Below are 18,120 nucleotides of genomic sequence, written 5' to 3' on the forward strand. Positions count from 1 at the left end.
CGTTGATGACACGACCTTATCGGAGCGCCCTACCATGCCCAAGACCGCAATCGCCCTCGTGGCAGCCTTCGCCCTCGCGACTTCCGCCTCGGCCCAGACCAGCGCACCGCAATCCGCGTCGCCGCAAGATGGTCTGGGCGGGCTGGGTGGACTTGGTGGACTTGGTGGCCTGGGTGGCTTGCTCGGTAGTGCGTTGCCGAGCGTCGGATCGATCGGCGCCGGCAATGCCGCTGGCCTGCTCGGCTATTGCCTGAAGAACAATCTGCTGGGGCAGGGTGGCGCGCTTGGCGCGCTGACCGGCGGACGAAATGGCGCGCCACGAGCGGGCAGTTCGACGAATGCGCCAGCCACCGGCGCGCAGTCGATCCTCCAGCGTCTGACCGGGCAGCAGGGCGTACGAACGTCGCGGGGCTACGCAGCGGGCCAAGAAGGCGAGGTGCAGGCTCCGAACGGGCAGGCGTTCTCGCTCGACGATCTGGGCGGTCAGGTGAAGACGCGGATGTGCAGCATCGTGCTCAATCGGGCGAAGGCGTTCCTGTAGGCGCGGAGGCTTCCGCAGTCGGTATCTCTGCCTGAGGTAGGGGGTGTCGCATGTGCCCCTGAAACCAACATGTTTCCCCGCGAAGGCGGGGATCCAGACTGGACTCCCGCCTTCGCGGGAGAACAAGGACGCCGGCTGCCCGTTCGATCTGTCGCGGAGAGCCGGTTTTAGGGAGGGCCAAGTATTCTCGCATCTTGGATAGCTTCCGGGGAGCTACGCCGCAAAACAAGACCGACCGATTATTTAGCGCGGTGATTGCCGAACCGGTTCGGCATTAAACAGTGCTGGCGGTGGCGGAGTGGGCGTACGTCTCGAACGCAGCATGGCGACACACCCCGCAACCCGCACAAACGAAAAGAGGCTGCCGGATCGTCTCCCGACGACCCGACAGCCTCCTGACATGGTCAGCGGCCGGAGAGCTCCAGCCCGGAGGACCATGCGTACCGCTTATCCTGTGAACCACGTGTTGACTGGGAGAGGATACTCCCCACGCGGATCGGCGGAGTTAGCGGTGCGTCCCCCGAACGAACCGAACCGAACTCACTGCTGAACCATGAGACATCGGATCACCTCCTTTCGCTTGTTGAAACAACGCGGCCAAGCCTGACCGCAACGCGAATGTGTGCCGACCGCGCCCGCGATACAAGCCTTGTTTTGTAGAAGTTTTCAGCCGATCCTGTGCGACTGCCAGTTCGTCGATATCACCCGCGACAATCCTCGGTGACGCGCTCGATCTCGGCCCAGGCGGGCACGACGAGCGGCGGAAGTCCGGCTTGCTGGACGACGAACCGCCCGCGACTGAACCCCATCGCCTCAAGCAACGAATCGTTCGGCATCAGCGCGGCCGCGACATAAGGCGGCGTGCCCCCGGTCGGCTGAACGGACACGGCGCGCGTCACGCTCGATGTGCGGATCGTCAGCGGCGTCGGCGTACTTCCAGCGCGCGACAGATAGACCTGACGCGCCGCGGTATCGCAGCGCAACGTCAGCGAGGCGTCGGCATTCGCCGGCCCGAACAACGCGATCGAACCGCGCGCATCGCGGCGATAGACCCACGTCCCCGGCGAATACGGCCAGTCGCGCCAGTCGGCGGCGATCGGAACCGGGCGCGGGGCTGGAGCAGGGGGCGGAGCCACCGTGCGCGGCGGCGGCGGCGCTTCGGCACGCGGCGGCGGGACGCAGCCTGCGATCGAGGCAAGCGTCGCCAGACCGGCAAGACGCGCCAGGACGATGGGATTGGCAAGCGATCGCAAGCCGATGAGGTAAGGGAACCGAGTGCGCATCGCATCGCTATGCGGCACGCCCGGCGGTCGCTCAAGTACGACGAAGCGCGCTAGGCGGGAACCGCCGCACGGTGGTACCGGTTCAGCGACGGAAGACTTTGGAGAATGCCCGTGTCCGATACCCCCGCCACCCCGACCCAGTTGCTCGTCCAGGCGAACATCTCCGGCACGATGAAGGTCGAGAGCCGCGACGGCGACCATGTCGGTTCGGTTCACGCCTTCATGGTGCACAAGGGCACCGGCCGCGTCACCCACGCGGTCCTCAGCCTTGGCGGCTTCCTCGGCATGGGCAAGAGCTTCTACCCGCTGCCGTTCGCGCTGCTCCAGTTCGACGCGGTCCGCGACCTCTACGTCGTCACGATCGACAAGCGCGTGCTGGAAGGCGGCCCAAGCTGGGCGAACAACGCGCCGGTGTTCGACCAGGCCTATGCCGATCGCGTCGCGAGCTATTACGGGTCGAGTAGCGAAGACCTCGTCGTCGGCTAAGCAGCATCTCGTCGGCGCGCGTCGATCATCCGCACCGGACGACCTTCGCGGTCATCGTGACCGCGAACCACCCATCCGCATCTTCTGGCTCTTGCCGTAGCGCGTCTTTCGCGTGCCCGGCTTGCCCTCGTTTGAGCGCCCCATGGTCGGCGCCTTCTGCTCGTCGACCGGCAGGCCCAGTTCCTCGTTCTCCAGCTGCCGGATCTCGTCGCGGAGGCGCCCGGCGGTCTCGAACTCGAGGTCGCTCGCAGCCTTGCGCATCTGCTTTTCGAGATCCTCGATGTACGCGCGGAGGTTGTGGCCGACCATGTGCGGGCGGTCTTCGTCGATCGGGATCGTCACCTGATCCTTGCTCGCGACGTGCGCGATGATGTCGCCGATGTTGCGGCGGATCGTCGTTGGCGTGATGCCGTGTTCGGTGTTGTACGCGACCTGCTTCTCTCGGCGGCGCGACGTCTCGTTCATCGCGCGCTCCATCGAGCCGGTGATGCGATCGGCGTAGAGGATCACGCGGCCGTCGACGTTGCGCGCCGCGCGGCCGATCGTCTGGATCAGCGAGGTTTCGGAGCGCAGGAAGCCCTCCTTGTCCGCATCGAGAATCGCGACCAGCCCGCATTCGGGGATATCGAGCCCCTCACGCAACAGGTTGATGCCGATCAGCACGTCGTACACGCCAAGCCGCAGGTCGCGGATCAGCTCGATGCGTTCGAGCGTCTCGACGTCGCTGTGCATGTAGCGGACTTTGATCCCCGCCTCATGCATATATTCGGTTAGGTCCTCCGCCATCCGCTTGGTCAGCGTGGTGACGAGCGTGCGGTAGCCTAACGCGGTGGTTTTGCCGACTTCGACGATCAGGTCCTGGACCTGTTCCTCGACCGGCTTGATCTCGACCGGCGGATCGATCAGCCCGGTGGGGCGAATGACCTGCTCGGCGAACACGCCGCCGGTCTGCTCCATTTCCCAACTGCCCGGCGTGGCCGAGACATAGGTCGTCGGCGGCCGCATCGCGTCCCATTCGTTGAAGCGCAGCGGGCGGTTGTCGATCGCGCTCGGCAGGCGGAAACCATATTCGGCGAGCGTCAGTTTTCGCCGGTGATCGCCGCGCGACATGCCGTTGATCTGGCCGATCGTGACATGGCTCTCATCGACGAACAGCAGCGCGTTGTCGGGGAGATATTCGAAAAGCGTGGGCGGCGGCTCGCCCGGCATACGCCCGGTGAGGAAGCGGCTGTAATTCTCGATCCCCGCGCAACTGCCGGTGGCGGCGATCATCTCAAGGTCGAAGTTGGTGCGCTGCTCCAGGCGCTGCGCTTCCAGCAACTTGCCTTCGAGCACCAGCTCCTTCAGCCGCTCGGCCAGCTCGTGCTTGATCGCCTCGCCCGCCTGTTTGAGCGTCGGGCCGGGCGTCACGTAATGCGAGTTCGCGTACACACGCACCGAGTTCAGCGACGCGATCTTCTTGCCGGTCAGCGGATCGAATTCGGTGATCTCCTCGATATCGTCGCCGAAGAACGAGATGCGCCACGCGCTGTCCTCGTAATGCGACGGGAAGATTTCGAGTGTGTCGCCCTTCACGCGGAAATTGCCGCGCTGGAACGCCACGTCGTTGCGCTTGTACTGGAGCGCGACGAGCTTCCGCACGATCTCGCGCTGGTCGACCGTCGTGCCCTTTTTCAAGTCGAAGATCATCGCCGAATAGGTCTCGACCGAGCCGATGCCGTACAGGCACGATACCGAGGCTACGATGATGACGTCATCGCGTTCGAGCAGTGCGCGCGTCGCCGAATGCCGCATCCGATCAATCGACTCGTTGGTCGACGATTCCTTCTCGATGTAGGTGTCCGAGCGTGCGACATACGCCTCGGGTTGATAATAATCGTAATAGCTGACGAAATATTCGACCGCGTTGTCGGGGAAAAACGACTTCATTTCGCCGTAGAGCTGCGCCGCCAGGATCTTGTTCGGGGCGAGGATCAAGGCGGGGCGCTGAACCGCCTCGATCACCTTGGCCATCGTGAAGGTCTTGCCCGAGCCGGTGACGCCGAGCAGCACCTGATCCTTCTCGCCGTCGCCGATTGCGGAGACGAGTTCCCGAATCGCGGTCGGCTGGTCGCCGGCGGGTTCATACTCGCTGACGAGCTTGAAGGCCTTGCCGCCTTCGACCTTGTTCGGGCGCGCGGTGGGGCGGTGCGGGACGAAGGTGTCGCCGGTTTCGGGCTCGGCGAGACTGGTGCGGATCTGAATGGCCATCGAGGGGGAATATGGGGAACATACGGTGAGTCGGCAACGCCCAGGAATAACGCGGATCGCCACCTCGCGTTCTCCTGCGAACGCAGGAGCCAGGGTAACGAGCGGTGGTCCTCGTGATCCTGGGCTCCTGCGTTCGCAGGAGAACGGGGGGACAAGGCGGCTGTTTGGGGCCGGCCAAGTTTCGCTGTTGTTGACCCATACCGCACACATCCATAATGCGACCGCTTCGCAAGCCATCGATCCGCCAGCGCGAGTCCCCGCGCGGCCGAAGGAAAAGACGCATGACCGCCCCGACCGTCGAAGCAACGCGCGGACCCGCGCTGATCCCAGAGACTCCCGCGTTCCTCAACGCCAAAGTGCTGTGGGTCCGCCACTGGAATGAACATCTGTTCAGCTTCGCGATCGAGCGGCCGGCAAGCTTCCGCTTCCGATCGGGCGAGTTCGTGATGATCGGCCTGCCGCAGGAAGGCGGCAAGCCCATCATGCGCGCCTATTCGATCGCGTCGCCGCATTATTCTGAGGAGCTGGAGTTCCTGTCGATCAAGGTCGAGGACGGCCCGCTGACATCGAAGCTCCAGCTGATCCAGCCGGGCGACGAAGTGTATCTCGGCAAGAAGCCTACGGGTACTTTGGTGCTCGACGCGCTGCTGCCGGGAAAGCGGTTGTTCATGTTCTCGACCGGCACCGGCCTCGCGCCGTTCCTCAGCCTGATGCGCGATCCCGACGTGTATGCCGCGTACGAGCAGGTGATCGTCGTGCACAGCGTGCGCCGCGTCAGCGATCTGGCGTATCATGACGAGATGGTCGGGCTGCTGGCGGAGGACCCGCTGATCGCCGAGGAGGCGCAGACGCAGTTCCATTACATCCCGACCGTGACGCGCGAGCCGTTCCGCACCACGCGGCGGATCGGCGCGCTGATCGAGGACGCATCGCTGTTCGGCCACCCGGTGCGCGGTGAGCAGAAGCTCAACCCCGAGACCGATCGTGCGATGCTGTGCGGCTCGACCGAAATGATCAAGGAATTCGCGGTGATGCTCGAGGCTAACGGCTTCGAGGAGGGCGCGAATTCGAAGCCGGGTACGTTCGTGATCGAGCGCGCGTTCGTCGGCTAATTCGCGTAACTGGCTGTTCCCTCGCGAAGGCGGGGGCCCAGGCCCGTACGCTCCCGAAATTCGACGCTATTGAGTCCCTGGACCCCCGCGTTCGCGGGGGAACGGTAAAGGCGATTGTCTCCGTCGCTGAACCCCCGATAAACCTCTCCATAAAATAGGAGAGGCCAATGATCGGCTACGCGACGCTCGGCACCAACGATATTGATACCGCGCTCACGCAGATTAGCGCGAGCAGGTCGATCAGGTCTGCGCCAAGGCGATCGAACTGGGCGGCACGGACGAGGGCGCACCGGGCTCGCGCGGCCCCGAACAGATGAGTTTCTACGGCGCCTATTTCCGCGATCCGGACGGCAGCAAGCTCTGCGTCTTCAAGATGGGGTGAGCCGGCCCTCGTCATGCCGGGCTTGTTCCGGCATCCACTGTTCCGCATACTCAATGTGCTCGAGTTTGCGGGCCGGTGGACCCCGGAACAAGGGGTGACGGAGAGTTTAGCGCATTGAGCGAACCGCTTGCGTATCGAGGCACTTTAGCAACGCCTCCCTAGCCACGGGCGTAACCGCCGCCGGCTTCGCATATCCCGTAACCTCCACCGCCCGCCCGATCGCCACCGGCGCGAACCCGGTCTGCCCGGTACACCGCATCGCCGCCGCCAGCAGTTTCGGCGGCGTATCATACCCCTCGAACGACAGCCGGAACGTCCCCCAGTGGATCGGGATCGCGTGTGCCGCGCCCAACCGTCGATAGACCTCAACTGCATCCACCGGCCCGATATGGCTGCCCGACTCCATCTGTCCCTCGACGAACCGGAATGCACCGATCGGGATCAGCGCCAGCCGGATCGGCCCCAGCGCGGCCGCTTCGGCAGGCCATTGGCCATCGCCCATCCCGGTATCGCCCGCAAAGAGCACATTCCCGCCCGGCAAGGTCACGACGAAGCTCGACCACAGCGCGCGATTGCGATCGGTGAACCAGCGGCTGCCCCAATGATGATTCCGCGTCACGACGACGCCGACGCCGGGCTTGATCGTCACCCGCTGGCTCCAGTCGAGCGCGGTCGCCGCCGCACCGGTCTGGTCGATCACGCTGTCATTGCCCAAGCTCGTGACGATTCGCGGCCTATAACGCTGCCAGAGGCGCTTCAGCGTCGCCTTGTCGAGATGATCGTAATGATTGTGGCTGACGAGCACGAGATCGATCTTCGGCAGCGCGTCGAACGCGATCCCCGGTTCAGCGATCCGGCGCGGCCCGGTGCCGAGCGGCCCGGCATTCTCGGCCCAGACCGGATCAGTGAGGATGTTGAGCCCGTGCGTCTGGACCAGCACGCTGGCATGGCCGACCCATGTCACGACCATCCGTTCGCCCTCGACGCGGGCGGGCGGCGCGACGCGGTTCACGGCGACCGTCTTTGGCCAAGCGGGTCGACCATCGCTGCAGGTAAAATAGCGCCAGAAGAAGCTCGCGCGACCGCCGCCCGCGGGCTGGATCTGCTGCGTGTCCGCGTCGTTGTCGGGATTGGCAAAGTGCGCGCCGTCGAAATGGCCGCTCGCCGGCCCACGGTAGTAGATACGGTCGAGAAAGCGCGGGACGATCGTCACCGCCAGCGCAACGACCACGATCGCCAACACCAGCACGCCTCCGACGATCTTCCCTACGCGCACGTCGTTCCCCTATCCGTTGCTGATCCGTAACGCATCGTTTCTATCATCGTTCAGGCCGCTTGGCGCGACGTCGGAACCCCGATAGCCTCGTGCCAAAGGGGATTCGGAAAATGCGTAGACTTATCATCGGGCTATTGCTTGCGACCTCGGTCCCGATCGCGGCGGGAGCGAAGACCGTCGCGGTCGAGGAACAGTCGATCGACCAGCTTCAGGCGATGATGGCGTCCGGCAAGGCGAGCAGCGTCGACCTGGTTCGCGCCTATCTCGCACGGATCGCGGCGATGGATCGCAAGGGGCCGGCACTGCGCAGCATCATCGCGCTCAATCCCGATGCGCTGGCGCAGGCGAAGTCACTCGATGCCGAACGCAAGGCCGGACGCGTGCGCGGACCGCTCCACGGCGTGCCGGTGCTGATCAAGGACAATGTCGAGACCGCCGACGCGATGCCGACGACTGCGGGCAGCTTGGCGCTGAAGGACAACCTCACGCGCCGCGACGCGCCCGTGGTCGCGCAGCTCCGGGCGGCGGGGGCGGTGATCCTGGGGAAAACCAACCTCAGCGAATGGGCGAACATCCGCTCGACCCGGTCGATGAGCGGCTGGAGCGCGGTCGGCGGACTGGTCCGGAATCCCTATGCGCTGGATCGAACCGCGTGCGGTTCGTCGAGCGGGTCAGGCGCGGCAGTCGCGGCGAGCTTCGCGGCGGGAGCGATCGGGACGGAGACCGATGGCTCGGTGGTGTGTCCGTCGTCGGTCAACGGGCTGGTCGGGTTGAAGCCCACGCTCGGCCTCGTCAGCCGCACGCACGTCGTCCCGATCAGCCACAGCCAGGATACGCCGGGGCCGATGGCGCGCAGCGTGCGCGATGTCGCGACGATGTTTTCGGCAATGATTGCGGCTGATCCTGCAGATCCTGCGACCGCGGGGGCGGGGGCGCACAGGCGCGACTATGCGGGGGCGCTGTCGACCAGCGCGCTGTCGGGCTTGCGCGTCGGCGTGATCCGGCCGGCGATGACCGCGGACGTCGCGGCGCGCTATCAGGCGGCACTCGACGTGCTGAAGGGTGCGGGGGCGGTGCTGGTCGAGGTGAAGCCGCCAAAGCTCGACGGGCTCGGCGAAGCGGAACTGCTGGTGCTCCAGACCGAGTTGAAGGCCGATCTCGACACCTATCTCGCGACCACCCCCGCGGCTGTCCGCACGCGCACGCTCGATCAGGTCATCGCGTTCAACACGGCGAACGCGACAACGGAGATGCCTTTCTTCGCGCAGGAGACGTTCGAGGCGGCGGCGAAGACCAAGGGGCTGACCGACCCGGCGTACAAGGCGGCGCGCGCGAAATCGCTGCGGATGGCGGGCGCGGAGGGGATCGACGCGATGCTCAAGGCGGCGGGGGCGACGGTGCTGGTCCAGCCAACTTATGGCCCGGCGTGGCTCAGCGAACCGGTGTACGGCGATCAATATGGCGGCCCGAGTTCGAGCGAACTGCCGGCCGTCGCAGGGTATCCGAACCTGACGGTGCCGATGGGGCTGGTGCGTGGTCTGCCGGTCGGGCTGTCGTTCATCGCGACAAAGTACGGCGACGCGGCGGTGCTGGGCGCCGGTTATGCCTATGAGCAAAGGGCGAAGGCTCGCGTGGCACCGCGATATCTTCCAACTGCCGAGGTTGGTCCTGGCCTAGAAGCAGCCCGCTAACCGCACGATCCTCCCCCGCCAGGGGGAGGTGGCACCGCAGGTGACGGAGGGGGAGGTCAGGGAGAACCGCTGTTGCGTGTCCTCCTCCTCCGTCTGGCAAGCGCCAGCCACCTCCCCCAGGCGGGGGAGGATCGTCAGGCTCGAACCGCCCGCTTCGCGAAATTCCACTGCCACAGCATCAGCAACGGCACGACCACCGTCTCCATCACCAGCCCGAGCACATGCCCCTGCGACGGCACGCCCACCGCGAGCAGCGAGATCCCCCGCGAAAGCCCGCCGACAACGATCAGCCCGCCGAGCAACCGAAACCGCAGCCCCTTCCGCTCGATATCCGGAATGCAACTCACGAACCCCAATCCGGTCGCGAAGAAGATGCCCGATATATACCGGAAATGGCTATCCAGATCGCGCGGCACTTCGGTCAGGTGGCCGAACGGCGCCGGCCCGTGCAGCACGCCCTGGCCCCCGACGATCAACGGCAACAGGCATGCGGCCGCGATCACGGCTTGCAACAGGCGCTTCTCGATCACGGCAGGTCTCGCAGCAATTCCGGCCTGATCCGGAAAGCCTGCAATGACATCCGGACCTCGAAGATAAAGGATACGAGCGCGGCGATCAGCAGGATCATTGCGAGGATGAAGCACAAGGCAACCGCCGTACCGAAATGCAGCTTGGCAAGTTCGGCGATGAACAGCAGCGCGATCAGCACGCAAGTCATGATCGCACTCGACACCGCGAGGAACAGCGCCGCGTTGATGATCGTCATCCGGCGGTCGAGCAGCCGCAACTCCCAGCCGTAGCGGGTTCGATCGGCCGCCGAAAAATTGGGGTGCAGCAGTTCCAGCTTCCGCGCGCGGTCGATAACGCGCGACAGGCGCCCGGCCAGCACGTTGAGCAACTGGCCGATGCCCGCCAGCATGAAGACCGGAGCAAGCGAAAGCTGGATCGTCTGGGCGATCGTCGAGATGGCGGGGATCGTCGGCATGGCGGCACCATGTGGGAAATCGCGCCGGATAGGAAGGACGCGGACGTCACAAAACTGTTCGATGGTCGCAGCCTCGGCGCCCAGCATCTGGTATCTATGCGCCTGGAAAGCCGCAGTTTTTCGTTACCAAGATTATGGCTGCCCCCGGTATTCCGGTCAGATCCGAATATACCGGTAATACCAGACCTCATGGCCCTGCCGACGCGCCTTGCGCTCGTACCGCGTCTCGGGCCAGTCGTTCGGCCGGGTCAGGAAGTCGTGCGGAGTTTTCGCCTGCCATTCGAAATCACGGCGGGCGTTCATGATCATCATCGACCAGCGGCAATAGGTCGGGTCATCGGTGCCGAGCCGGAACTCCGCGCCGGGCTTGAGCTTGGCGGCGATCGTGTCGAGCGGTCCGTGGTTGACCATGCGGCGCTTGGCGTGGCGCGCCTTCCGCCATGGGTCGGGATGCAGCAGGTACAGCCGGTCGAGGCTGGCATCGGGCAGGCGTTCGATCACCTCCAGCGCATCGCCCATGTGCAGCCGCACGTTGGTCAGTTCGCCGTCACGGATGTGTGCGAGTGCACCGACCACGCCGTTGAGGAACGGCTCGCAGCCGATGAACCCGACGTCCGGGTTCATTGCGGCCTGGCCGGCGAGATGCTCGCCCGCGCCGAAGCCGATCTCGACGTGCAGGGGACGATCGTCGCCGAACAGCGTGATCGCATCGATCGGGCCTTCCTCGGGCACGGACAGGTCGGCGAGCGTCTCCTCGACGAGCGCGGCTTGGCCCAGGCGCAGCTTATGGCCCTGGCGACGGCCATAGAGGCGGCGGATAACAGAAGGATCGTTCATCGCCGCGCGCTCTAGCGGGCGATTACGCTGGAGCAAAGCGCGACGCGAGCCGTTACCCGCTCGTAATGGTCGACACCGCTTCCAATCCGCCCGGCGAAGACGTCGAGGACCTCAAGGCCGCCGATGCGCAGGACCTGCACAAGGCCGTGCGCGAAGCGGGCGAGGCGGAACTCGATCGCCCGGTGTCGTCGCTGTTTTTTTCCGGACTCGCGGCCGGCATGGCGATATCCAGTTCGCTGATCACGGAGGGCGCGCTGCACCAGGCGCTGCCCGATACGCCGTGGCGGACGATCGTCGTGTCGCTCGGCTATCCGATCGGTTTCCTGGTCGTGATCCTCGGGCGGATGCAGTTGTTCACCGAGAGCACCATCAGCGCGATGCTGCCGCTGGTGACCAAACCGTCGGGCTGGGCGCTGAAGCGGACGCTGCGGTTGTGGGGCGTGGTGCTCGTCGCCAATCTGATCGGAACGGCAATTACCGGCGGTGCGATCGCGGCAGGCGTGCTCGGCAACAGCGAACTGCGCGGCGCGATGATCGAGGTGTCGATGCGGATCACCGAGCTTTCGGCGTGGGCGACGTTCGTCAACGCCATCCCCGCCGGGTTCATGATCGCGATCCTCGCCTGGTCGCTGCCCAATGCGCGGCAACAGGCGTTCATGGTGATCTTCGCGATCACCTATGTCGTGGCGATCGGCGGGTTCAGCCATTCGATCGTCGGCTCGGACGAGGCATTCCTGCTGCTGTTCTCGGGCCATACCGGAGTCTGGCAGACGTTGGCGGAATTGATCCTGCCGGCGGTGCTCGGCAACTTGCTGGGCGGTGCGGGGTTGTTCGCCTTGCTCGCGCATGCACAGGTGCGCGGCGAAATGGACGGACAGGGCGAAACGTGATGGGCAAGACCAAGCAAGCCGTGAAAGCCGTCGAGAAGGCGGACCGCAAGGTGACGCACAAGGCCGCCGAGTACCGCGACGAACCGCTGGTCAAAGCGACCGGTTTCCTTGCCGAGATCGGTGACCAGCCGCAGCTTGTGGCGACGTCGATCGGAACGGTCGTGATCGGCCTGATCGCGCGAAAACCGGACGTGGTGCGTGGCGGCGTGCGGATGCTGGCGGCGCATGCGGCGGCGACGTTCGTCAAGTCGGCGATCAAGGCGTCGATCGACCGTACGCGCCCCGAAAGGGCGATCGAGGACGGTAAGTCGCGGTTCGAGCCGGGCAAAAGCGACGATCACGACCAGAGGTCGTTCCCGTCCGGCCATACCGCGGGTGCGGTGGCGGTCGCTCGTGCCGCGTCGCGCGATATCGGCGGGGCTGGAACACCCGCCGCGTTGATCACCAGTGTGGTTGCCGTCGCGCAACCGATGAACGGCAAACACTATCTGTCCGACCTCGTAGTCGGCGCCGCGGTCGGCTGGATCGCCGAGGCGATGGTCAGCGCGGTGTTCGACCGGATCGCGCCGATGATCGAAAGCGTCGCCGTGGAAAAGCCGCTTCTGCTTGGCGCGCCTGTAGCTAATGCTTGATTAGCCTTGGCTTTTTTGTCGATGGCGACGTTGGATGGAACCGTTACGAGGCCGTGACGGTTTGCGACCTCGTCATAACAGGGGAATTTGCATCATGAAGAAACTCGCCATCGCCACGCTGATCGCCGCCATCGCCCTCCCGCTCGCCGCGTGCGGCGGCAAGGGCGACGACACGCTGGGCAGCCAGGTCGAGAAGGCGGCGGACAACCGCGCCGATGCGCTCGAAGCGACCGCCGACAACCTCGAAGATCAGGCCGAGGCCGTTCGCGACAACGCCGAGCAGCAGTCGGACGCGATCGACGATGCCGACGTGAACGCGCAGGCGATGCCGCAGGCGCAGAAGGATGCACTGGTCAACGGCGGCGAGAAGCTTCGTTGATCATCTAGGCGCACGCCAGCGCCCGCGTCTTGGCTGCCTTCCGGTACACGTCGGAGGGCGGCTTCGATGTTTGAAACGGATCGGGCAAGCCCGGTCGATGCGACGACAGGGAACACGGTAATGATCGACAGGCGTCGACTGGAAATGGGGGGCTTCATCACCTTCCTGGTGGCGATCACGATCGGGTTATGCGTGGTCGTGTCGTCGTTCGCGGCGGCCTTGCTGTGGAGTGCGCTGGCGGCGATCCTGTTCCAGTCGCTGTATCAGTGGCTGCTCAAGCGCTGGCCCGAGCGCCGCAATCTGGCGGCCGCGCTGACCTTGCTGATCATCTTCGTCGCGGTGATCGTGCCGGCGCTGTTCATCGGTAGTCTGATGGTCGACCAGTCCGCCTCGGTCTACGCCAAGCTGCAAAGTGGCCAGATCAACTTCGGCGCGTATTTCCAGCAGATCCATGACGCGCTGCCGAACCGGATTCAGGGGGCGCTCGACAAGGCCGGGCTGAACAGCTTCGAACAGGCGCAGTCACGCGTGTCGACCATCCTCGGCAACAGCGTCCGGTCGATCGCGGGGCAGGCCTTGTCGATCGGTCGCAATGCGGCCGCGTTCCTGCTGTCGTTCGGTGTCGGGCTGTACGTGACGTTCTTCCTGTTGCGCGACGGCGACAAGGTCGGACCGGCGATCCGCCGTGCGCTGCCGTTCGAGCATTCGGTGGCGGAAAAGCTGGTCGACAAGTTCGCTGCGGTGGTGCGCGCGACGATCAAGGGATCGGTGATCGTCGGGCTCGTACAGGGTGCGCTCGGAGGCCTGACATTCTGGATCGTCGGCGTGCCGGCCGCCTTGCTTTGGGGCTTGCTGATGGCGCTGACGTCGCTGCTGCCGGCGCTCGGACCCGCGCTCGTGTGGGTGCCTGTGGCGGTGTACCTGCTGGCGACGGGTGCGATCTGGCAGGGCATTGTCGTGATCGTCTCAGGCGTGGTGGTGATCGGTCTGGCCGACAACATCCTGCGGCCGATCCTGGTCGGGCGCGATACGGGCATTCCGGATTACATCGTGCTGGTGACGACGCTGGGCGGCATTGAGGTGGTCGGGTTGAGCGGGATCGTCGTAGGGCCGTTGGTCGCTGCCCTGTTCCTGACGGCGTGGCAGCTCCTGACCGAGCAGCGGCATGCTCAGGTTTCCAACCCCGTTCGTCCTGAGTAGCTGCCGAGCTTTTCGAAGCAGCGTTTTCGATATGAGCCTTGTCCTCGAGTAACCCTCTCCCCTCGGGGAGAGGGAGGGGCCCGCACGGCAAAGCCGGGTGGGAGGGTGAGGGGGAGTGAGGCTCGGATACTCCCCAAAAGCCCCTCACCCTTCCGTCGCCAAGCGGCTCCTCCCTCCCTCTCCCCGGCGGGGAGAGGGACCAGCAGGCTCAAGCAACAAAAAAGCCTCCCGCGGACCGGTCCGCGGGAGGCTTTTTCACAACCACAAAGGCGTCGCAATCAGGCTACGGCAGCCTTCAGCGCGTCGACCAGGTCGGTCTTCTCCCAAGTGAACGTGTCACCCTCGGGCTCGCGACCGAAGTGACCGTACGCTGCGGTCTTCTTATAGATTGGCGCGTTGAGCTTGAGGTGCTCGCGAATGCCCTTCGGCGTCAGGCGCACGAGCTTCGGCAGGACTGCCTCGAGCGTCGCTTCCTCGACGGTGCCGGTGCCGTGCGTGTCGACATAGACCGACAGCGGCTCGGCGATGCCGATCGCGTAGCTCAGCTGGATCGTGCAGCGACGCGCGAGGCCCGCAGCGACGACGTTCTTCGCGAGATAGCGCGCGACATACGCTGCCGAGCGATCGACCTTGGTCGGATCCTTGCCCGAGAACGCGCCGCCGCCATGAGGCGCCGCGCCGCCGTAGGTGTCGACGATGATCTTACGACCCGTCACGCCTGCGTCGCCGTCGGGGCCGCCGATCTCGAACTGGCCGGTCGGATTGATGTAGATCTTGGTCTCGTCGGTGATGAAGCCGTCGGGCAGCACGTCCTTGAACACGCCCATGACGTAATCGCGCAGCACCGCGTACTTCGCGGGATCGGCGTTGTCGCCCTTCTCGCAATAGCCGGGTGCGTGCTGCGTCGAGACGACGAGGGCGGTCGCGCCGACCGGCACTTCGTTCTCGTACGACAGCGTCACCTGGCTCTTCGCGTCGGGCTCGAGGAACGGCGCGGCGCCCGAATGGCGGTCTTCGGCCATCTTGGCGAGAATCTTGTGGCTGTAATACAGCGTCGCAGGCATCAGGCCGGGCGTCTCGTCGGTCGCGTAACCGAACATGATGCCCTGGTCGCCTGCGCCCTCGTCCTTGTTGCCGCTCTCGTCGACACCCATCGCGATGTGCGCGGACTGGCCGTGGAGGTTGTTCTCGAAGCGGAACGTCTCCCAGTGGAAGCCCGACTGCGCGTAGCCGATTTCCTTGACGGTGTTGCGGACAGCTGCCTCGATCTCTTCGAGCACGCCGTCGGCCCACTGGCCGTTCTCGTAGATGCCCTTGCCGCGGATTTCGCCGGCGAGGACGACGAGCTGCGTGGTTGTCAGCGTCTCGCAGGCGATACGAGCCTCGGGATCCTTGGCGAGGAACAGGTCGACGATCGTGTCGCTGATCTGGTCGGCGACCTTGTCGGGATGGCCCTCGGAGACTGATTCGGAGGTGAAGAGAAAGGACTTGCGCATGAAACCTCTTCGCAAAGGCTCGCCCAGGAAGTCCGGGGAGCGACATATAAGGAAAGCTTTATATGTCCTTCTAGCGTTCGCGACGGCGCAGGGCAACTGCGGTTGCAAGCATGAGCACTGCAACGATTGCCGCCATCGCATTGCCGACGCGCGAGAATAGCGTGGGGGGTAGGGCGGAAGGCATAGGCTGCTCGATCGCGCCTGCCGTCTCGTGCGGAACTGTCGCGACGAGGCGGCCATCGGCGGCGATGATCGCGGAAATGCCCGTGGGGGTCGCGCGGACGATCGGCAAACCTTCCTCGATCGCGCGCATCCGGGCCTGGGCGAGATGTTGCGGCGGGCCCCATTTGCCGAACCATGCGTCGCTCGACGGGTTGAAGAGCAGGCGTGGGCGGTGTGTCGGGTCGACGGTGTGACCGGAGAAGATGATCTCGTAGCAGATCTGCATGCCGATCGAACCAAAGCCGGGGAAGGTCAGGTTGGCCGGCCCCTTGCCCGAGGTAAAGTCGATGTCGCCGGGCACCAGGCGCGCGAAGCCGAGGGGTTTGAGCAGCCACGGCAACGGCAGATATTCACCGAACGGCACCAGATGCGCCTTGTCGTAACGGCCGCGCAACCGGGCCTGCGAATCCAGCGCGAACACGGAATTCGCGGCGCCCGATATGCGGTCCTGGCCGTCGAATTCGAGCGCGGTACCGCCGGTCAGAAGCATGTCGTCCGGGCCGAGCAGGCGTGCGATGCGGCGGCGAAGATAGAGCGGGCTCGACCAGCCATAGGCGTAGAACGGATAGCCATCCTCGACGTAATCGCGGACGACGCCCTCGGGCCAGACGACAAGGCGGGGGGTGGCGCCGGCTTGGCCGGAGAGCTTTTCGAGCGCGGAGAGCACGCGTTCGCCGTCGGTTTCGCTACGGTCTTCCTGGCCGATGTCGGGCTGGACCACGCGGACCAGCGGTGTGCCGGGCGCGGGCGGCGGCGCGTCGGTCCAGAGCGCGGAGACGGCGGCCAGCGCGAGCGCCGGGATCGCGATCGCTGGCAGGGTCCAGCGGCGCACGGCCAGCATGAGGAGCGCGCCGGCGGCGAGGATCGTGACGCCCGACAGCGCGTAGGTGCCGATCCAGGCGGACAGCCGTGCGACGCCGATCGCGGGCAGCCAGACGACGCTCAGCGGATCCCAGGCATAGCCGGTGAACAGCGTCGCGCGCAGCCACTCGGTCGCGATCCAGGCGGCGGCGAACACCAGCACGAACGTCGCGTCGGGCGTGCCGGGGCGCCGTGCCATCCGCCAGGCCAGCCCTGCGGCCAGCATCGGGAACAGCGCGAGATACAGCGCCAGGCCGACCGCGGCGAAATAGCCGAGCACCGGCGGCATCGCATCCTGGAAGTCGAACGCGTGCTTGAACCAGTTGTTGTTGACGGTGAAATGGCCGAGCCCGAACAGCCAGCCGCGCCAGACCGCGCCGCGCAAGGTCGGTGCGTCGTGGACGAGCTTCATCCACACCGCGAACGCGATCAGCGTCAGCGGCCAGAGGTCGAGCGGGGCGAAGCCGGTGGCGGCGAGTGCGCCGAGGACGAGGCAGGCGAGGGCGGGGAAGCGGGTCACGGTCGCGATATGGCGTGGCGGCGGAGGTGGGGCAATGTCTTAGCCGGGATCGCACCATTGCACTTTCTGCCTCCACCCCGGCGAAGGCCGGGGCCCAATTGGAAAGGTCGCAGTAAAGAAGCGCCGCCCTCTGTCAGCAAGGTCCCCCCAATTGGGCCCCGGCCTTCGCCGGGGTGGGGGAGTTGCACCCGCGGTAAAGATTGTTCTCCCGCGAAGGCGGGAGCCCAGTCTGGACTCCCGCCTTCGCGGGAGAACAAGGAGAGGACGGGCTGACGGCGTTGCGGTGGTGGAATGGCGCCGGGTCGACGAACCCGCCACTACGACCTATTCTTCCCGCGCATGACCCTACGCCCGTTCCACCTCGCCTTCCCGGTCCACGACCTCGCCGCCGCCCGCGCCTTCTACGGCAGCACGCTTGGCTGTCCCGAAGGGCGCTCCAGCGACCATTGGATCGATTTCGACCTGTTCGGCCACCAAATCGTCGCGCATCTCGACCCTGCCGCCAAACCCGTCGCGGTCGAGAATGCGGTCGATGGCCATGCCGTCCCCGTGCCGCATTTCGGGGTCGTCCTGACGATGGACGACTGGACCACGCTGTCCGAACGCGTCACCGCCGCCGGCATCAAGTTCGGGATCGCGCCTTATGTGCGCTTCAAGGGCGAGCCCGGCGAGCAGGCGACGATGTTCTTTCTCGATCCCAGCGGCAACGCACTCGAGTTCAAGGCGTTCGCCAACGACGACATGATTTTCGCGACTTAAGGAATTGACATGGGCACTCCCATCACCGTCGACGTCCCCCATCAGCTCGGCAAGGCGGCGGTCCGCGCGCGGCTCGATGGCAGCATCGACAAGATCGGCGCGAACATCCCCGGCGGCTCGGTGACCGATCATCGCTGGGACGGCGATACGCTGCACTTCACCGTCAAGGCGATGGGCCAGACGATCGCCAGCGCCGTCACGGTGTTCGAGACCAACGTCCACGCAGTCGTCGACCTCCCCGGCATCCTCGGCCTGTTCGCGAGCAAGGTGCAGGACATGATCCGCAAGGAAGCGCCGAAACTCCTGCGCTGAGATCAG

At 65.4% G+C, this 18,120-nt stretch carries 18 protein-coding genes; 10 read left to right on the plus strand and 8 right to left on the minus strand.

The window, feature by feature from the left end; genetic code table 11:
* Positions 1 to 34 precede the first annotated feature (34 nt).
* Complete coding sequence (locus AC1MLZ_RS14510; protein WP_480959089.1) at positions 35 to 541, plus strand: DUF2501 domain-containing protein; 507 nt, start codon at positions 35 to 37, stop codon at positions 539 to 541.
* Between the two features lie 701 nt (positions 542 to 1,242).
* Here the strand turns inward: AC1MLZ_RS14510 and AC1MLZ_RS14515 are convergent.
* Positions 1,243 to 1,824 carry a hypothetical protein gene (locus tag AC1MLZ_RS14515; RefSeq protein ID WP_480959090.1) on the minus strand — a complete coding sequence of 194 codons (582 nt, stop codon included), beginning with the start codon at positions 1,822 to 1,824 and terminating at the stop codon, positions 1,243 to 1,245.
* 171 nt (positions 1,825 to 1,995) lie between these two features.
* Here AC1MLZ_RS14515 and AC1MLZ_RS14520 point away from each other — a divergent pair, with 171 nt between their 5' ends.
* Positions 1,996 to 2,310, plus strand: a complete 315-nt coding sequence (locus AC1MLZ_RS14520; protein WP_480961569.1) for a PRC-barrel domain-containing protein — start codon at positions 1,996 to 1,998, stop codon at positions 2,308 to 2,310.
* A 51-nt stretch (positions 2,311 to 2,361) separates the two neighbouring features.
* Here AC1MLZ_RS14520 and uvrB read toward each other — a convergent pair whose 3' ends face one another.
* Positions 2,362 to 4,560 (minus strand): excinuclease ABC subunit UvrB, encoded by a 2,199-nt coding sequence (uvrB, locus tag AC1MLZ_RS14525; protein WP_480959091.1) that lies wholly within the window; start codon positions 4,558 to 4,560, stop codon positions 2,362 to 2,364.
* A 281-nt stretch (positions 4,561 to 4,841) separates the two neighbouring features.
* Between uvrB and AC1MLZ_RS14530 the strand changes: the two genes are divergently transcribed.
* Entirely contained in the window at positions 4,842 to 5,672 is an 831-nt protein-coding gene (locus AC1MLZ_RS14530; protein ID WP_480959092.1) for a ferredoxin--NADP reductase, read from the plus strand.
* Positions 5,673 to 6,160: 488 nt separating this feature from the next.
* Here the strand turns inward: AC1MLZ_RS14530 and AC1MLZ_RS14535 are convergent, their stop codons facing one another.
* Positions 6,161 to 7,330: an MBL fold metallo-hydrolase gene (locus AC1MLZ_RS14535; protein WP_480959093.1), complete on the minus strand. Its 1,170-nt coding sequence runs from the start codon at positions 7,328 to 7,330 to the stop codon at positions 6,161 to 6,163.
* A 110-nt stretch (positions 7,331 to 7,440) separates the two neighbouring features.
* Here AC1MLZ_RS14535 and AC1MLZ_RS14540 point away from each other — a divergent pair, with 110 nt between their 5' ends.
* Positions 7,441 to 9,021: an amidase gene (locus tag AC1MLZ_RS14540; protein ID WP_480959094.1), complete on the plus strand. Its 1,581-nt coding sequence runs from the start codon at positions 7,441 to 7,443 to the stop codon at positions 9,019 to 9,021.
* Between the two features lie 134 nt (positions 9,022 to 9,155).
* Here AC1MLZ_RS14540 and AC1MLZ_RS14545 read toward each other — a convergent pair whose 3' ends face one another.
* The 3 genes from AC1MLZ_RS14545 to trmB form a co-directional block, all read right to left on the minus strand.
* A complete protein-coding gene (locus AC1MLZ_RS14545) occupies positions 9,156 to 9,551 on the minus strand; it encodes a DUF4345 domain-containing protein (RefSeq protein ID WP_480959095.1) in 396 nt (131 codons plus the stop codon).
* Positions 9,548 to 10,006, minus strand: a complete 459-nt coding sequence (locus AC1MLZ_RS14550) for a DUF2721 domain-containing protein (RefSeq protein WP_480959096.1) — start codon at positions 10,004 to 10,006, stop codon at positions 9,548 to 9,550. The genes AC1MLZ_RS14545 and AC1MLZ_RS14550 overlap by 4 nt, the downstream gene beginning before the upstream one ends.
* A gap of 156 nt (positions 10,007 to 10,162) precedes the next feature.
* Positions 10,163 to 10,843, minus strand: coding sequence for a tRNA (guanosine(46)-N7)-methyltransferase TrmB (gene trmB, locus AC1MLZ_RS14555; protein ID WP_480959097.1), 681 nt, complete (start codon positions 10,841 to 10,843; stop codon positions 10,163 to 10,165).
* A gap of 65 nt (positions 10,844 to 10,908) precedes the next feature.
* On the opposite strand from trmB, the gene AC1MLZ_RS14560 reads away from it, so the two are divergent.
* From AC1MLZ_RS14560 to AC1MLZ_RS14575, 4 genes are all read left to right on the plus strand, one after another.
* On the plus strand, positions 10,909 to 11,733 hold the full coding sequence (locus AC1MLZ_RS14560; RefSeq protein WP_480959098.1) for a formate/nitrite transporter family protein: 825 nt from the start codon (positions 10,909 to 10,911) through the stop codon (positions 11,731 to 11,733).
* Positions 11,733 to 12,365, plus strand: coding sequence for a phosphatase PAP2 family protein (locus tag AC1MLZ_RS14565; RefSeq protein ID WP_480959099.1), 633 nt, complete (start codon positions 11,733 to 11,735; stop codon positions 12,363 to 12,365). The genes AC1MLZ_RS14560 and AC1MLZ_RS14565 overlap by 1 nt, the downstream gene beginning before the upstream one ends.
* Before the next feature lie 94 nt (positions 12,366 to 12,459).
* A complete protein-coding gene (locus tag AC1MLZ_RS14570; RefSeq protein ID WP_480959100.1) occupies positions 12,460 to 12,744 on the plus strand; it encodes a hypothetical protein in 285 nt (94 codons plus the stop codon).
* Between the two features lie 120 nt (positions 12,745 to 12,864).
* Positions 12,865 to 13,944 carry an AI-2E family transporter gene (locus AC1MLZ_RS14575; protein WP_480959101.1) on the plus strand — a complete coding sequence of 360 codons (1,080 nt, stop codon included), beginning with the start codon at positions 12,865 to 12,867 and terminating at the stop codon, positions 13,942 to 13,944.
* 278 nt (positions 13,945 to 14,222) lie between these two features.
* Here the strand turns inward: AC1MLZ_RS14575 and metK are convergent, their stop codons facing one another.
* On the minus strand, positions 14,223 to 15,440 hold the full coding sequence (gene metK, locus AC1MLZ_RS14580) for a methionine adenosyltransferase (protein WP_480959102.1): 1,218 nt from the start codon (positions 15,438 to 15,440) through the stop codon (positions 14,223 to 14,225).
* Positions 15,441 to 15,510: 70 nt separating this feature from the next.
* A complete protein-coding gene (gene lnt, locus AC1MLZ_RS14585; protein ID WP_480959103.1) occupies positions 15,511 to 17,043 on the minus strand; it encodes an apolipoprotein N-acyltransferase in 1,533 nt (510 codons plus the stop codon).
* A gap of 339 nt (positions 17,044 to 17,382) precedes the next feature.
* Between lnt and AC1MLZ_RS14590 the strand changes: the two genes are divergently transcribed.
* Both AC1MLZ_RS14590 and AC1MLZ_RS14595 read left to right on the plus strand, forming a co-directional pair.
* Positions 17,383 to 17,802: a VOC family protein gene (locus AC1MLZ_RS14590; RefSeq protein ID WP_480959104.1), complete on the plus strand. Its 420-nt coding sequence runs from the start codon at positions 17,383 to 17,385 to the stop codon at positions 17,800 to 17,802.
* 9 nt (positions 17,803 to 17,811) lie between these two features.
* Positions 17,812 to 18,114, plus strand: a complete 303-nt coding sequence (locus AC1MLZ_RS14595) for a polyhydroxyalkanoic acid system family protein (protein ID WP_056051730.1) — start codon at positions 17,812 to 17,814, stop codon at positions 18,112 to 18,114.
* Positions 18,115 to 18,120 lie beyond the last annotated feature (6 nt).

This window comes from Sphingomonas sp. PEI4 (assembly GCF_056679955.1).

Bases quoted from the DNA above. Each gene is read 5' to 3' on its own strand.
- AC1MLZ_RS14540 (WP_480959094.1), top strand. From the start codon at position 7,441: ATGCGTAGACTTATCATCGGGCTATTGCTTGCGACCTCGGTCCCGATC.
- AC1MLZ_RS14575 (WP_480959101.1), top strand. From the start codon at position 12,865: ATGATCGACAGGCGTCGACTGGAAATGGGGGGCTTCATCACCTTCCTG.
- AC1MLZ_RS14565 (WP_480959099.1), top strand. From the start codon at position 11,733: ATGGGCAAGACCAAGCAAGCCGTGAAAGCCGTCGAGAAGGCGGACCGC.
- AC1MLZ_RS14520 (WP_480961569.1), top strand. From the start codon at position 1,996: ATGAAGGTCGAGAGCCGCGACGGCGACCATGTCGGTTCGGTTCACGCC.
- uvrB (WP_480959091.1), bottom strand. From the start codon at position 4,560: ATGGCCATTCAGATCCGCACCAGTCTCGCCGAGCCCGAAACCGGCGAC.
- AC1MLZ_RS14550 (WP_480959096.1), bottom strand. From the start codon at position 10,006: ATGCCGACGATCCCCGCCATCTCGACGATCGCCCAGACGATCCAGCTT.
- AC1MLZ_RS14560 (WP_480959098.1), top strand. From the start codon at position 10,909: ATGGTCGACACCGCTTCCAATCCGCCCGGCGAAGACGTCGAGGACCTC.
- AC1MLZ_RS14595 (WP_056051730.1), top strand. From the start codon at position 17,812: ATGGGCACTCCCATCACCGTCGACGTCCCCCATCAGCTCGGCAAGGCG.
- metK (WP_480959102.1), bottom strand. From the start codon at position 15,440: ATGCGCAAGTCCTTTCTCTTCACCTCCGAATCAGTCTCCGAGGGCCAT.
- AC1MLZ_RS14530 (WP_480959092.1), top strand. From the start codon at position 4,842: ATGACCGCCCCGACCGTCGAAGCAACGCGCGGACCCGCGCTGATCCCA.
- trmB (WP_480959097.1), bottom strand. From the start codon at position 10,843: ATGAACGATCCTTCTGTTATCCGCCGCCTCTATGGCCGTCGCCAGGGC.
- AC1MLZ_RS14590 (WP_480959104.1), top strand. From the start codon at position 17,383: ATGACCCTACGCCCGTTCCACCTCGCCTTCCCGGTCCACGACCTCGCC.
- AC1MLZ_RS14570 (WP_480959100.1), top strand. From the start codon at position 12,460: ATGAAGAAACTCGCCATCGCCACGCTGATCGCCGCCATCGCCCTCCCG.
- AC1MLZ_RS14510 (WP_480959089.1), top strand. From the start codon at position 35: ATGCCCAAGACCGCAATCGCCCTCGTGGCAGCCTTCGCCCTCGCGACT.
- AC1MLZ_RS14515 (WP_480959090.1), bottom strand. From the start codon at position 1,824: ATGCGCACTCGGTTCCCTTACCTCATCGGCTTGCGATCGCTTGCCAAT.